The organism is Photobacterium obscurum, from assembly GCF_026191635.1.
Classification (GTDB): domain Bacteria; phylum Pseudomonadota; class Gammaproteobacteria; order Enterobacterales; family Vibrionaceae; genus Photobacterium; species Photobacterium obscurum.
The window spans coordinates 66,116-81,000 of record NZ_JAKRRW010000003.1 but is presented as its reverse complement, the minus strand read 5'-3'; the positions used below and the strand labels follow the sequence as shown (position 1 = coordinate 81,000).

Annotated in this window: 10 protein-coding genes; 4 read left to right on the top strand and 6 right to left on the bottom strand. The window is 49.4% G+C overall.

The window, feature by feature from the left end; translation table 11 throughout:
* The first annotated feature begins 44 nt into the window (after positions 1-44).
* The gene (gene fghA, locus MD588_RS04515; protein WP_265695712.1) at positions 45-890 is read left to right on the top strand and encodes an S-formylglutathione hydrolase; all 846 of its coding nucleotides are present in this window, start codon (positions 45-47) and stop codon (positions 888-890) included.
* A gap of 81 nt (positions 891-971) precedes the next feature.
* Here the strand turns inward: fghA and MD588_RS04510 are convergent, their stop codons facing one another.
* The 4 genes from MD588_RS04510 to guaB form a co-directional block, all read right to left on the bottom strand.
* Complete coding sequence (locus MD588_RS04510; RefSeq protein ID WP_265695711.1) at positions 972-2,489, bottom strand: AbgT family transporter; 1,518 nt, start codon at positions 2,487-2,489, stop codon at positions 972-974.
* A 456-nt stretch (positions 2,490-2,945) separates the two neighbouring features.
* Positions 2,946-4,505 (bottom strand): AbgT family transporter, encoded by a 1,560-nt coding sequence (locus MD588_RS04505; RefSeq protein ID WP_265695709.1) that lies wholly within the window; start codon positions 4,503-4,505, stop codon positions 2,946-2,948.
* Positions 4,506-4,926: 421 nt separating this feature from the next.
* Positions 4,927-6,510, bottom strand: coding sequence for a glutamine-hydrolyzing GMP synthase (guaA, locus tag MD588_RS04500; RefSeq protein ID WP_265695708.1), 1,584 nt, complete (start codon positions 6,508-6,510; stop codon positions 4,927-4,929).
* A 113-nt stretch (positions 6,511-6,623) separates the two neighbouring features.
* Entirely contained in the window at positions 6,624-8,087 is a 1,464-nt protein-coding gene (guaB, locus tag MD588_RS04495; protein ID WP_265695707.1) for an IMP dehydrogenase, read from the bottom strand.
* 265 nt (positions 8,088-8,352) lie between these two features.
* On the opposite strand from guaB, the gene xseA reads away from it, so the two are divergent.
* Positions 8,353-9,696 (top strand): exodeoxyribonuclease VII large subunit, encoded by a 1,344-nt coding sequence (gene xseA, locus MD588_RS04490; RefSeq protein ID WP_265696095.1) that lies wholly within the window; start codon positions 8,353-8,355, stop codon positions 9,694-9,696.
* 69 nt (positions 9,697-9,765) lie between these two features.
* Here xseA and MD588_RS04485 read toward each other — a convergent pair whose 3' ends face one another.
* Both MD588_RS04485 and MD588_RS04480 read right to left on the bottom strand, forming a co-directional pair.
* Positions 9,766-11,379: an ABC transporter ATP-binding protein gene (locus MD588_RS04485; protein ID WP_265695705.1), complete on the bottom strand. Its 1,614-nt coding sequence runs from the start codon at positions 11,377-11,379 to the stop codon at positions 9,766-9,768.
* A gap of 187 nt (positions 11,380-11,566) precedes the next feature.
* Positions 11,567-11,791 carry a zinc ribbon domain-containing protein gene (locus MD588_RS04480; RefSeq protein WP_265695704.1) on the bottom strand — a complete coding sequence of 75 codons (225 nt, stop codon included), beginning with the start codon at positions 11,789-11,791 and terminating at the stop codon, positions 11,567-11,569.
* Between the two features lie 295 nt (positions 11,792-12,086).
* Between MD588_RS04480 and MD588_RS04475 the strand changes: the two genes are divergently transcribed.
* Positions 12,087-13,523: a GH1 family beta-glucosidase gene (locus tag MD588_RS04475; RefSeq protein ID WP_265695703.1), complete on the top strand. Its 1,437-nt coding sequence runs from the start codon at positions 12,087-12,089 to the stop codon at positions 13,521-13,523.
* A gap of 113 nt (positions 13,524-13,636) precedes the next feature.
* A complete protein-coding gene (locus MD588_RS04470) occupies positions 13,637-14,629 on the top strand; it encodes a LacI family DNA-binding transcriptional regulator (RefSeq protein ID WP_265695701.1) in 993 nt (330 codons plus the stop codon).
* Positions 14,630-14,885 lie beyond the last annotated feature (256 nt).

Here is a 14,885-nt window from a genome sequence, read left to right as displayed (position 1 = left end):
TGCTCCGGCAGCGCTTTTTTAATATTGAAGAGATAACCAAACCAATGACTTTAGAAAATATCAGTGCCAACAAAAGCTTTGGTGGCTGGCACAAACAATATACCCATCAATCCAGCACTTTGAACTGCGAGATGCGCTTTGCCATTTACCTCCCGCCTCAGGCCTCTACGGGCACCAAGGTACCAGTTCTTTACTGGCTGTCAGGACTAACCTGCACTGACGAGAACTTTATGCAGAAAGCTGGCGCGCAACGCATCGCCGCCAAACTCGGTATTGCGATTGTTGCACCAGATACCAGCCCACGTGGCGAAGGGGTCGCCGAAGATCCGGAAGGCAGCTATGATTTCGGCCTGGGTGCTGGCTTTTATGTCAATGCGACCCGTGAACCATGGAATCGTCATTATCAGATGTATGACTATGTGGTCAACGAGCTACCCGCGCTAATCGAAAGCACTTTTCAGGTCAGCCAGCAACGTGCAATCAGCGGCCATTCAATGGGAGGACACGGTGCCCTGATGATTGCCCTGCATAATCCAGAGCGTTTCACCTCTGTATCGGCCTTCAGCCCAATCAGCAACCCGGCTAACTGCCCATGGGGCAAAAAAGCCTTTGCCGGTTACCTAGGCAATGATACCGAAAGCTGGAAGCAGTATGACAGCTCTGAGCTGATGAAGCAGTCAACCCAGCACATTCCGGCACTGGTTGACCAAGGCACCAAGGACGATTTCCTGGCCGAGCAGCTTAAACCTGAGATGCTGCAGGCTGCAGCAAATCTAAGCGGCTACCCGCTAGAATTGCGGATGCAGGAAGGCTACGACCATAGCTATTATTTCATGGCAAGCTTTATCGAAGATCATCTGCGCTTCCATGCCAGCCATTTCGAAGTGTAAAACCACACCAGAATAAAATTGACAATAAAAAGCCCGGCATAGTGCCGGGCTTGACTGTATGTGTAACAGCACATTGAGCGATTAAAAACCGAGTGGAATACTGAAAGCAAAGAAGCCAACCAGCACCGTGGTCCATACGGTCAGGAATGCCAGCGAGTATGGCACCATCATCGCAATCACATCACCAAAAGTCAGCTCCGGCTTATATTTACGCATAAACGCAAGAATAACACCGGCATAACTCATCATCGGCGTAATAATATTGGTCGACGAATCCGCCACACGGTAGGCTGCAGTGACCAGATCCGGTGTCATGTTCGGGTTAACCTGATACAGCATAGGTACGAAAATCGGCCCTAGCAGCATCCACTTTGAGGTCAGGCCACCAACAAACAGGTTAATCACCGCCGTTGTCAGAATGAAGCCGATGATCAGCAAGATTGGAAAATCCTGTAGGCCCAACGAACCGAGGAAGGTCGCGCCTAGGTAGGTCACATAAGTACCCAGTCCAGAGAAACCAAGCAGGGCCAAGAAGTTATAGCAGAAGAAAGTCAGAACCAAAATGTAGCCCATGGTGTTCATCTGCTTCACCATCGCCTTCACCACATCCTGCAAAGACTTGAACTTACCGGTCGCTGCCCCAAAGAAGATACCTACAACGGCAAAGACCATGGCGATCAACAAGATAACGTTATCAAGATACGGTGTTACTTCGCGCCCAGCTTCATTGGTATAGGTCGCCAACGGCCCGACAGCAAGACCGAAAACAGCCAGCAGCGCCAGAACCAAGCCAATCCCCGCTGCGCGCAGGCCTTTGTTCTCTGCATCTGAGACCTGGAAATCATCCAGGTTAAGATCTTCAGGCAGTTGGTAAGACATTTTCTCAAGACGCGGGGCGACAAAGCGGGTCGTTACCCAAGCACCCAGCCCGGCAAGAAGGAAGGTCGAAACAAAGATGAAGAAATAGTGCATAGTCGCCGGATTAAGCGCTTCACCGGCAGCCGTTTCAAACGGGATCCCCTGTGATTCGGCAAAGATCCGTGCATTGGCTCCCAAAATCACATCAACCGGCGTAGCTGGGATCAAGTTGGCACTAAAACCTGCCGACACACCAGCAAACGCGGCAGCCATACCGATCAGTGGATTTTTACCCAAGCCCGCATAGAGCAGACCTGCCAGCGGAATAAGGATCAGGTAACCGGCATCTGTCGCGATGGAACTCATAATCCCGAGGAAAACGACCAGCAACGGTAGCCAGCGGTCATTGATACGCAAACCGACTTTCTTAATTACCGCCGACAGTAAGCCGGAGTTCTCGGCAATACCAACCCCCAGCATAACAATCAGGATCACACCCAGTACACCGCCACCAAATGACAGCCAGTTGGTCAGCAGGGCATTATCGAACATCCAGCGGACATTTTCTGTTGCCAGCATATTTTTAATGCTATGGGTAACGGCACCACCATCGGCCCCTGTCGTCTCAAACTGCAAGCCGCCAATCAGGCCAGTCAGAACTAAAGAGAAGGTGAACAGGAACATGAAGATAATAACAGGATCGGGAATTTTTTTACCGGCGCGCTCAATAAACGCAATCAAGCCCTTTTGTGCGGGAGGGGGGCAATGGTTTCACTCATACTCGTACTTCCTTACTACATCGGTTGAGTTTTTATGTTGTGTTAGCCAACGAAAGTAACAAATCGCTACCAGCCAGTAAAACCACCAAAAACAACACAAAACAGATATAACAACCAAATAACAAGTAAAATTTAGCATTTAATGTAATCACTGCATCAAGAGTGTGAAACTAACAACCACACTAGACAACTAGTACAAAATAAACTTTTTCAAAATAAAATTTCAAATTAATTCAATTTATTAATATTTTATACGGGTGCGACATTTAGTATTGGCCTGACAAATAGCTCAGCCAGTTTATGGCTCATCCCGGCGTTGCTCGTTTCCCGTGACTCGCTCTTTTGCCAGTTTTGCTGCTAACAAAAAGGCCCCGCAATGCGGGGCCTTTGTTATTCGCTGAAGCTAATTCAGTAACAATTACATGCTATAAGTGTACGGAGCCTGGATACCCAGAGGGATACCAACAGCCCAATAAGCCAGTAGGAAGATAGTCCAGCCAATCAGCATCGCAATTGAGTACGGCATCATCAGTGACGCCAGGGTACCAATACCAGAGCTCTTCATATAACGCTGGGTGTAAACTACTACCAGTGGGAAGAACACCATCAGTGGTGAGATGATGTTAGACACAGAGTCACCGACACGGTATGCCGCCTGAGTCAGCTCAGGAGAAATACCTACCGCCATGAGCATTGGCACCAGAATTGGGCCAATCAATGCCCATTTCGCAGACGCCGAACCAACAAGCAGGTTAACGAATGCAGTCAGCAGGATCATCCCGACAATGGTAATTTGCCCCGGCAGGTTCATGGCTTTCAGTAGATCAGCCCCTGATAGCGCCAGTAGCGTACCCAGATTTGACTGGCTGAATGCCGCCAGGAACTGCGCACAGAAAAATGCCATTACGATGTAGCCGCCCATGGTTCCCATGGTCGCCGACATTGCCTTGATAATATCGTCACTAGACTTGAAGGTGCCCGATACACGGCCGTAAACCACACCTGGAATAATAAACAAGATGAAGATCAACGGTACGATAGACTGCATCAATGGTGCTGTGAAGGCAGTGATTTGGCCTTCCGGCGAACGAAGTGGCGACGTTTCAGGGAATACTGCCGCAACCAGTGCCACGATACCAAGAACCATCGCCCAGCCTGCGCGGTTGAAAGCTTTTGACTCAATTTCGGTGAACGAGCCCAGATCCGGTGCTTCTTCCGCATCGTCATCAATCGGCGTATTGCTCAGGCGAGGTTCGATGATCTTTTCTGTCACATACCAACCAATACCGACAACAACGATGGAAGACAGGCCAGTAAACAGTAGGTTAGACAGTGGATTGACAATATATTCCGGGTCCAGAATCTGTGCCGCCGACTGAGTAAAACCAGCCAATAACGGGTCAATACCAGAAGGAATAAAGTTAGCCGAGAAGCCACCAGAAACACCGGCGAATGCTGCTGCGATACCCGCTAGCGGATGACGGCCCGCCGCGTGGAAAATGATACCGCCAAGAGGAATAACCAGCACGTAGCCTGCATCGGCAGCAGTGTGGGACACGATAGCAACCAGGATCAGCATCGGTGTCAGTAGCTTGGCAGGCGTGAAGTTCAGCATCTTCTTCAGACCGGTATTGATGAAGCCGGATGCTTCAGCAACACCAACACCTAGCATCGCAACCAATACGATCCCCAAAGGTGCGAAACCGGTGAATGTTTTCACCATACCAGCAAGGAAACCAGCCAGTGACTGACCGGTCAGAAGGTTGTTGATTTCGATGGCTTGTCCGGTAACAGGGTGGATCAGTCCGAACTCGAACTGAGAAAGTAGTGCTGACAAGGCCCAAACGATGACCAATCCCCAGAAGAAAAGCAAAGCGGGATCGGGGATCTTGTTACCTGCTCGTTCGATAAAGTTTAAGAATTTATCCATCGCGCTCGATGGGGCGTCAGGGGCTTTTGTTACTGCTTGATTACTCATGGGAACTCCATGGTCATTGATGATGTTGTAAATTTGCGGCGGTGCATTAATAGTTTTATCGCCAGTCAATCCAGAGATTTCTGTACAGAGAAATCATGCAGAAGATTGTAATAAAAAGCCCAACACAAAACGCAGGTTGGTCTAGCTAATAACCAAAAACCATAAGGTTATATTGTAAATAAATATTAATACAAAACATCATACCAACAACTGCATAACAATATGTTCTCATGCGATGATATTGGCATAAGCCCAGAAAATACCAGGCACAACATTCATAACCTCAAGCCACAAGTCCGCTGAAGGGTAAGAGCCACGGCTTAGCAGAAAACAAAAAAGCACCCGAAGGTGCTTTTTAACAATCTCCGTCTTGGCCATTACAAGCTCAAGACTTTTTCATCCCTGAACGAGCAGAGAAAATTTATTCCCACTCAATGGTTGCTGGTGGCTTGCCCGATACATCGTAAACCACACGTGAGATACCATCGACTTCATTGATAATACGGTTAGATACCTTGCCAAGGAAATCATACGGCAGGTGTGCCCAATGCGCGGTCATAAAGTCGATTGTTTCAACGGCACGTAGAGATACCACCCAATCATATTTACGGCCATCACCCATAACGCCAACCGAGCGTACCGGTAGGAATACGGTGAATGCCTGGGAGACTTTATGGTACAGATCCGCATTGTGCAGCTCTTCGATGAAGATAGCGTCGGCACGGCGCAGCAGATCACAGTACTCTTTCTTCACTTCACCCAGTACACGTACGCCCAGACCTGGCCCTGGGAACGGGTGGCGGTAAAGCATGTTGTAAGGCAGACCAAGTTCCAAACCGATCTTGCGAACTTCATCTTTGAACAGCTCTTTTAGCGGTTCAACCAAGCCCATAGCCATATCGTCTGGCAGACCACCCACATTGTGGTGAGACTTGATAACGTGTGCTTTACCCGTTTTAGATGCCGCTGACTCGATCACATCCGGGTAGATAGTTCCCTGTGCCAGCCACTTCGCATTTTCTAGCTTCTTCGACTCTTCATCAAAGACATCGACAAATACGTGACCAATGATCTTACGCTTGGCTTCTGGCTCCGCTTCACCGGCCAGAGCCTCAAGAAAACGGTCTTCCGCTTTCACGTGAACAATATTCAGACCAAAGTGGTCACCGAACATTTCCATTACCTGCTCGCCTTCGTTTAGACGAAGCAGGCCGTTGTCAACAAATACACAGGTCAGCTTGTCACCGATCGCACGGTGAATAAGCATTGCCACTACCGATGAATCAACACCACCAGACAAGCCAAGGATCACTTCATCGTCACCGACCTGCTCTTTAATACGAGCAACCGCGTCATCAATAATGTTGGCTGATGTCCATAGCTTCTCACAGCCACAGATGTTCAATACGAAGTTTTCGATAATACGCATGCCCTGACGAGTGTGCGTAACTTCCGGGTGGAACTGAACACCGTAAAAGTGCTTCTCTTCATTAGCCATAGCCGCATACGGACACGTATCCGTTTCAGCAACTTTGACAAAGTCAGACGGGATCTCGACCACTTTGTCACCGTGGCTCATCCAGACATCAAGCAGTGCCTTACCGTCTTCGGAGATCTCGTCTTCAATATTTTTAAAGAAATCTGTTGGCTCAACCACTTTTACCTGAGCGTAGCCAAATTCACGAAGGGTTGAACCTGCAACTTTACCGCCCAATTGCTCAGCCATGGTTTGCATGCCGTAACAGACACCAAACACTGGTACACCCGCTTCAAATACGTATTGTGGGGCACGCGGCGAGCCTTCTTCAGTAACACTCTCCGGACCACCAGAAAGAATGATACCGTTAGGGTTGAAGTCACGAATGTCGGCTTCATCAACATCCCAGCTCCATAGCTCACAATACACACCGATTTCACGGATTCGACGTGCGATTAACTGAGTATACTGAGAACCGAAATCCAGGATCAGGATGCGTTGGTCATGAATATTTGTGGTCGTGGTCATTATCGAGCTGTCTCAAAAAAGTGAAATTGGGGGGCCTTAAAACGCCCCCGATTTTATATAAGTTTTCCGTTTAGGCAAACGTTTTCGTCCGACATCAGTGTGCCTGGCGAAAATTAACCCATACGGTAGTTTGGTGCTTCTTTGGTAATCGTCACATCATGAACGTGTGACTCTTTCATACCCGCACCTGAGATACGTACAAACTCAGCCTTCGTACGTAATGCTTCAATGGTGGCAGAGCCGGTTAGGCCCATGCTTGAACGTAGTCCGCCCATTTGCTGGTGAACGATTTCTTTGATGTGACCTTTGTAGGCAACACGGCCTTCGATACCTTCAGGCACCAGCTTGTCAGCTGCATTATCAGACTGGAAGTAACGGTCTGAAGAGCCTTGGGACATCGCACCCAGCGAGCCCATACCACGGTATGATTTGTATGCGCGGCCCTGATACAGCTCAACTTCACCCGGTGCTTCTTCGGTACCGGCAAACATCGAGCCAACCATCACGCAAGATGCACCGGCAACGATAGCCTTACACATATCACCAGAGAAACGGATACCGCCATCAGCAATAACAGGAATACCAAATTCTGCCGCCGCGTCTGCCGCGTCAGAGATAGCCGTAATTTGTGGCACACCCACACCGGTAACAATACGGGTTGTACAAATAGAGCCTGGGCCGATACCCACTTTAACGGCATCTACACCGGCTTCAATCAGTGCGCGTGCACCGGCACCTGTCGCCACGTTACCACCGATGATTTGCAGATCCGGGAAGGCTTCGCGGGTCTCGCGGATACGCTGTAGCACACCTTCAGAGTGACCGTGCGAAGAATCGATAAGCAGTACATCAACGCCTGCTTCAACCAACGCTTTGACACGCTCTTCGTTACCAGCGCCAGCACCAACAGCGGCACCGACACGCAGACGACCTAGCTCATCTTTACATGCGTTTGGTTTACGCTCTGCTTTTTGGAAGTCTTTTGCGGTGATCATACCTTTTAGCTGGAACTCATCATTGATCAGTAGCACTTTCTCAACACGGTGCTGCTGCATGATGGCTTCCACTTCTTCACGGGAAGCGCCTTCTTTTGCTGCCGCCAATTTACCTTTTGGCGTCATCACTTCTTCAACCAGCATCGAAAGGTCAGTCACAAAACGCACATCACGGCCAGTGATAATACCCACTAGTTCGTTGTTGTCTGTCACTACTGGGTAACCAGCAAAACCATTTTTGATTGTCAGCTCTTTCACATCTGCAATTGTTGCAGTTGGTTTCACTGTCACAGGCTCAGATACCACACCAGCCTCGAACTTTTTCACCATGCGAACTTGGTTCGCCTGCTGTTCGATAGACATGTTCTTGTGGATGAAGCCGATGCCACCTTCCTGAGCTAACGCAATTGCGAAACGACCTTCGGTGACTGTGTCCATTGCAGCAGAAACCATTGGGATATTTAGCGTGATTTTCTTCGTTAGCTGGGTGCGCAGATCGGCAGTGTTAGGTAAAACAGTTGAATGGGCAGGGACGAGTAGAACGTCGTCAAAAGTCAGAGCTTCTTTAGCGATTCGTAACATTGCAATATCTCACACCAAGTTGTGGTTTAAAGGAGGATAAAATATTGCGAACGAATTATACGGAGGGAGCAATCGTTTGGCCACAAAAAAATTAATTTTTTTTATTGACACTTTTTGCTTGATGCGTAATATATTTCGGTTAAGTTTCCGGTGCTGCGGTCATAAAAATACGGCCAAGATCTGTCCAACGATCTGCCTTCTCGTTTTTCAACACTTTCTCGCACACTACTTAACCTCTCGATAACAGGTGTCTCGCCTCGTGACAATGTTCGCTCAACAGACCCAATCCAACGATCGTATCTATACCGTCTCCAGCCTTAACGCACAGGTTCGCCTCATTCTTGAAAATGAAATGGGCGTCGTTTGGCTCGTCGGTGAACTGTCGAACCTCTCCATGCCGGTTTCCGGCCATTGGTACTTTACCCTCAAGGACTCCCGCGCCCAGGTGAAGTGCGCCATGTTCCGGGGCAGTAACCGCCGGGTCACTTTCAAGCCGGCAAACGGCACCCAGGTTTTGGTGAAGGCAAGGTTGTCATTGTACGAACCGCGTGGTGATTACCAGCTGATTATCGAGAACATGCAGCCCGAAGGTGACGGCCGCCTGCAACAACAATTCGAGCAACTGAAAATGTCACTGGCAGCCGAAGGCTTATTTGCCCAGTCGCTGAAAAAGCCGCTGCCGGAACAGCCGAAGCGGGTCGGTATCGTCACCTCGAAAACCGGCGCAGCTTTGCACGATATCTTAAATGTTCTGCAACGGCGCGATCCCAGCCTGCCCGTCGTGATTTACCCGACCATGGTACAAGGTGAAGGCGCGGCAATATCCATTGCCCAGGCCATCGGCCGAGCCAATGCCCGCCAGGAATGTGATGTCCTGATCGTTGGCCGTGGTGGCGGTTCGCTGGAAGATCTGTGGGCATTCAACGAAGAAATTGTTGCCCGCACCATTGTGGCCAGCCAGATCCCGGTCGTCAGTGCCGTCGGCCATGAGGTGGATGTTACGATTGCCGATTTCGTTGCCGATGTCAGGGCACCAACTCCGTCGGCAGCCGCAGAGCTGATCAGCCGCGATATGACCCACCAGACTCAGAAGATCAGCCAGAAAACCCAACAACTTCGCCATGTTATGCGCCACTATCTGGCTGGTCGTCAGGCGAAAGTGGTGAACCTACAGCATCGACTGGACCGCCAGCACCCGCAGGTGCGACTGAACCAGCAGCAACAGCATCTTGATGAGTTGTCCAACAAAATGGAACGGGCTATGCACCAGTTGCTCAGCAACCACCAGCAGCACATCAACCGTGCCGATTATAAGCTGGCCCTGCATTCCCCGGCCCAGACACTCAAACTGCAGAACAACCGACTGGAAAAAGCGCAGCACCGATTGCTGGATGCCATGGATCGCCGTCTGCTTAACGCCAGCCACAAACTGGCCATGGCCGCGGAAAAGCTGGAAACGGTCAGCCCGCTGGCAACCCTTGGACGCGGCTATTCCATTACCCGCAACGATAAAGGCAAAGTGATCCGCAGTGCCAAACAAGTAAAAACTGGCGATACCTTGCATACCAAGCTCGCAGATGGTGAAGTTCGCTCTGTCGTCAGCGAATAGTCCCCTTTTGAATAGATAAAACGCCACATTATGTGGCGTTTTTTCTGGTTACAGGCAATCGTGTACCGATCAGGCGGCATCTTCAAGCAGCATACAGGCATTTATCAAACGCTGGGTGTACGCCTGCTTCGGAGCTTCAAACACTTGCTGCGCCGTCCCCCTCTCAACGACCTCTCCACGCTGCATCACGATGACTTCATCCGATATAGCCCGTATCACCGACAAGTCATGACTGATAAATAAATAGCCGATATTATGACGCTGCTGGATATCTTTGAGTAACTCCAACACGGTTAACTGCACCGAACGATCGAGCGCAGAGGTTGGCTCATCCAACAAGATAAACTGCGGCTCCATGATCAATGCCCGGGCAATGGCAATCCGTTGTCGTTGTCCCCCCGAAAATTCATGGGGATAACGGTTAATACAATTTGGCTCCAGGCGGACTTCTTCCAAAGCTTGCCGGGCTCGCTGCATCCGCTCCTGTTTGGTCAGTTCAGAAAAAACGGTCAGCGGTTCAGTGATAATCTCGCCGATAGTCATCCTTGGTGACAGTGAACCATAAGGATCCTGAAATACCATCTGCATATTACGCTTCAGTTGATAGCGCTCGCCAGCCGTCATTGAACGGATACTCTGGCCTTCAAACAGAATATTGCCAGTCGACGGGATCAACTGCATCAAGGCTCGGCCAAGGGTTGATTTTCCGGAGCCGGACTCACCGACAATCCCGACGGTCTGCCCCGGGCGTACAGCAAGGCTGATCCCTTTTACCGCCTCAAGATACTCGGTTTCCATACCTAGCCAGTTGGTTTTCAACACATACTTCACTTTGATGTTCTCGGCTTCCAGCACATTGGGTGACGGGCTCACCTCGGAAGCTACATGTACTTTGGGCTCCGCATCCAATAACATTTTGGTATAGCTGTGACGCGGTTGGGTGAAAATCTGGCTAACGCTCCCGGCCTCAACCACTTCGCCTTTGCACATCACTACGACATCGTCGGCAAAATGCTTTACAACCCCCAGATCATGGGTGATGAACAAAATAGCCATCCCCATCTCTGCTTGGATATTCTTCAACAGTTTCAGGACTTCTGCCTGTACCGTAACATCCAGCGCCGTAGTCGGCTCATCGGCAATGAGAATATCAGGCTTATTAGCCAGTGCCATGGCGATCATAATGCGTTGCAGCTGACCGCCGGAAAACTCATGAGGATAATGTCTCAAACGCTTAACCGGATCGGGAAGCTGCACCTTGTTAAACAGTGCTAGCGTTTCGACAAAGGCTTGCTTGCGCGATACGTTGCGGTGGCAAATAATCGCTTCGGCGACTTGCTCCCCTACCGGCATGTATGGATTTAAAGAAGTCATCGGCTCTTGAAAAATCATCGCAATGCGATCACCACGAACGCGCCGCAGCGACTTTTCTGACATCGCTAATAATTCCTCTTGCTGGAAGCAAATAGAGCTTTCGGGATCAATTGCAGCATTGGCCGGCAGCAACCCCATGATACTGCTGGAGGAGACCGACTTTCCCGATCCGGATTCACCGACCAGCGCCAGTGTCTGCCCCTTCTCAAGCTGAAAGGAAATATCTTTTACCGCCAAGACGGTTTCATCTTCCATCCGAAACGATACAGAAAGGTTGCGAACTTGCAGAAGTGGAGAACGAGACGTCATACCAATAATCCCTATTAGTGAACACGATACCGTAATGATAATTATTATCACTAAAGATTAGCGTGATTGCCCCCGATTTACCACTGTTAAGTATTAGCTTGCTTAGCTGATTAAGCCAGAGAAGGCTAAAAAGGGAAGATAAACCAATACTGGAGATACCGTTTATCACCAGTACTGGCAAATATAATTAAGCCTTTTCAAACACTACCTTAACCCGGGACTTCGACTTCAGCTCATTACAGCTATTACAAAAATAGCTGGCTGAGCCGCAGGCCTGCAGTTTCTCAAGCTCTGCATCACAGTCTGGACAAAACGCCCGCTTATTGACCGGATGCTGGCAGCTTTCACAGTAATATCGGTTTTCCTTCCAGCTCAGTTCGCACTGGCAATCAGGGCAAATATTGTCGCTCATCGTTATTCCCTCTCAGTAATTCAAATATCGATAGAAAACCAATCTGCTCAGATACTTTTTCTATCGCGACTACTTGATGAAAGCTAAGTTGGTCTCAGAAATCATCGGTGATTATATACGTGAGCGCAACGAAAAATGCCGCTCATCTCAGGATCCTTTGATCCGTCTCAGATCAGACTTGCTTGCGACCTCGATCACACAACAAGTTAAAAATGAAACCGGTTACTGTAACCGGTTTCATTTTTAACTTACAGTGCTCGTGTTCTCTGTTCACTGACCTAAAGGTAATCCAGCCATGATGAGCGACAACAAGACAAGCACCTTTCCAAGCGACTTCTTATGGGGAGCGGCATCTGCGGCCTATCAGGTAGAAGGCGGCCATGATGCCGATGGCAAGGGGCCATCAATTTGGGATGTCTTCTCCCACCAGCCGGGTACTACACACGAAGGTACCAATGGGGATATTGCAGCCGATCACTATCACCGGTTCAAAGAAGATGTCGCGCTAATGGCAGAAGCCGGATTGCAAAGCTATCGTTTTTCAATCAGCTGGCCGCGACTGTTGCCAGAAGGACGCGGAACCGCCAATGCTGCCGGTATCCAATTCTACAGCGATCTGATTGACGAACTGCTCAAGTACGGTATCAAACCCATGATCACGCTATACCATTGGGATTTACCTCAGGCTCTACAAGATATCGGCGGATGGGAGTCTCGGGAAACTGTCGATGCTTTCGAGCAATACGCCCGTTTGTGTTATGAAAAGTTCGGCGACCGCGTCGAGCTGTGGTCAACCTTCAATGAAACCCTGATTTTCATCGGAATGGGCTACTTTACCGGTGCCCATCCTCCTGGCCTACGTAACCCGAAACGCGGGATTCAGGCTTGCCACCATGTATTTATCGCCCACGCCAAAGCCGTAAAGGCATTCCGTGACTATCAGGCAGAGAACCGAATTCCGGCAGGTGGCCAAATCGGCTTTGTTAATGTCATGCAGCCACACGATCCCATTACCGACAGTCCGGCAGATATTGCCGCATGCAAAATGGCCGACGATCTGTTGACCCACTGGCTCTATGATCCGGTACTCAAAGGCGAGTACCCTGCCCATATCCTCAACATGGCACAACTCACTTGGGGTGTGCCTGAATTTGCCCCCGAGGATGAAGACCTTCTCAAAGAAAATATCTGTGACTTTATCGGGGTGAACTACTATAAGCGCGAGTGGATTGCCGCCAACCCCGATGTCGATAACACCCAAATTAACACCACAGGTGAAAAAGGCTCAGGGAAAGAATTTGGTTTCAAAGGGCTTTTCAAGTTCGTCCGCAACCCGGAATCAACCTATACCGACTGGGACTGGGAGATTTACCCGGAAGGGCTTTGCGTCGGGATGATGCGCCTGAAAGATCGCTATGGTGATATTCCGTTCTACATTACCGAAAACGGACTCGGAGCCAAGGATCCGATCGTCGATGGTGAGATCGTCGATGACCCGCGCATTGATTACCTATCCGGCCATATTGATGCTGCAGCATCTGCTATAGAACAAGGTATCAATGTCCGTGGCTACTATCCTTGGTCTTTCATCGACCTGCTCAGCTGGCTCAATGGCTACCAGAAGCAATACGGTTTCGTCTATATTGACCGTGACAACGATTTGGCCCGCAAACGCAAGAAATCATTCTACTGGTACCAAGGGGTGATCAGCTCGAACGGTGCGATCCGCTAAGAGCCTCCGAAACAGTTGATCCAGTATACGATCATGCCCGACAATATCCCCCCGGGGATTGCTCGGGCATTTTCTTATTTAGTTTGTTATCAGCTTCAGGAACCAATATACCAATGGCAACCATTAACGACGTATGTAAACTTGCCGGCGTATCTAAGGCCACGGTATCCCGTGTGCTCAACAATACCGGACAAGTCAAGAAATCTACCGCAGACGCCGTATACCAGGCCATGGAGACACTTGGTTATAAGCCAAATAGTTTAGCTCGAGCATTGGCAACCAATTGCACCAATACCATCGGACTAGTGGTTTCCGCATTTGAAGGCGCCTATTTCAGCAGTTTGATGCGTCAGGCATCGGAAACAGCAGCAGATGCCGGTAAACAGTTACTTATCATGGATGGTGGTCATAGCGAGGAGTCTGAGCTCCAAGCCATTCACAGCCTGGTTGAACGAAAGGTCGATGCGATAGTTATCTACACTCGGCAATTATCAACTGAGCAGCTGGCACAGCTGATGAGAACACTCCCGGTGCCATTAATTGCCATTAACCAGATGGTCGAAAACTTCGAGTCCCGCTGTATATGCTTCAATCAATATCAGGCAGCCTGTGATGCTACCGCTTTTTTGCTCAGCCAGGGCCACAAGCAAGTTGCCTGCATTACCGGACCTGACAATTCAACTAACTCCGGCATACGGCTTCGCGGCTTCAACGATACCTTGGCACAACATCAGCTAAGCCATTGCGGGGTATATCACGGCAACTATTTTATCCAAAGCGGTTATCATGCCTGCCAGGCACTGCTAGACAGCAAACAGCACTTCACTGCCCTGTTCGCCGCCAATGACAATATGGCGATGGGAGCAATTCGAGCCCTGTTCGAAGCCGGACTGAAAGTACCGGGAGATGTTTCGGTGATCAGCATAGATAATGATCCTGCCGGGGCATTTTTAGTGCCCAGCCTCTCGACGATCATGCTTCCGGTGGAAGCCATGGCAAAAGCAGCTGTTGAACAAGCACTTGCTTTGATTGAAGCTAAAAAGATCAGCCCCGTCGAGTTATTTTCAGGTAGCTTGATCATACGAGAATCTGTTGATCAACTTTAAAAACCATCGTGATCAGCGATCTGGTATCAAAAGAACATTTATCAATACACATCCCGAAAGCATAAGTTACATATTCTGTATTTGGATTTTAAGCAGGATATAACTTCAATGCTTCCGTGATATAGAGAAAGATCAAGCGATATATAAATCCGAACTGACTCACCTCCTAGCACTTGCTCTGCCTCCTTTTCTGCTTAGGGACAGGGCTTACTGTCGCCATGCCGAAAGCCATCGTAGCTGTATTACCAGCAACAAC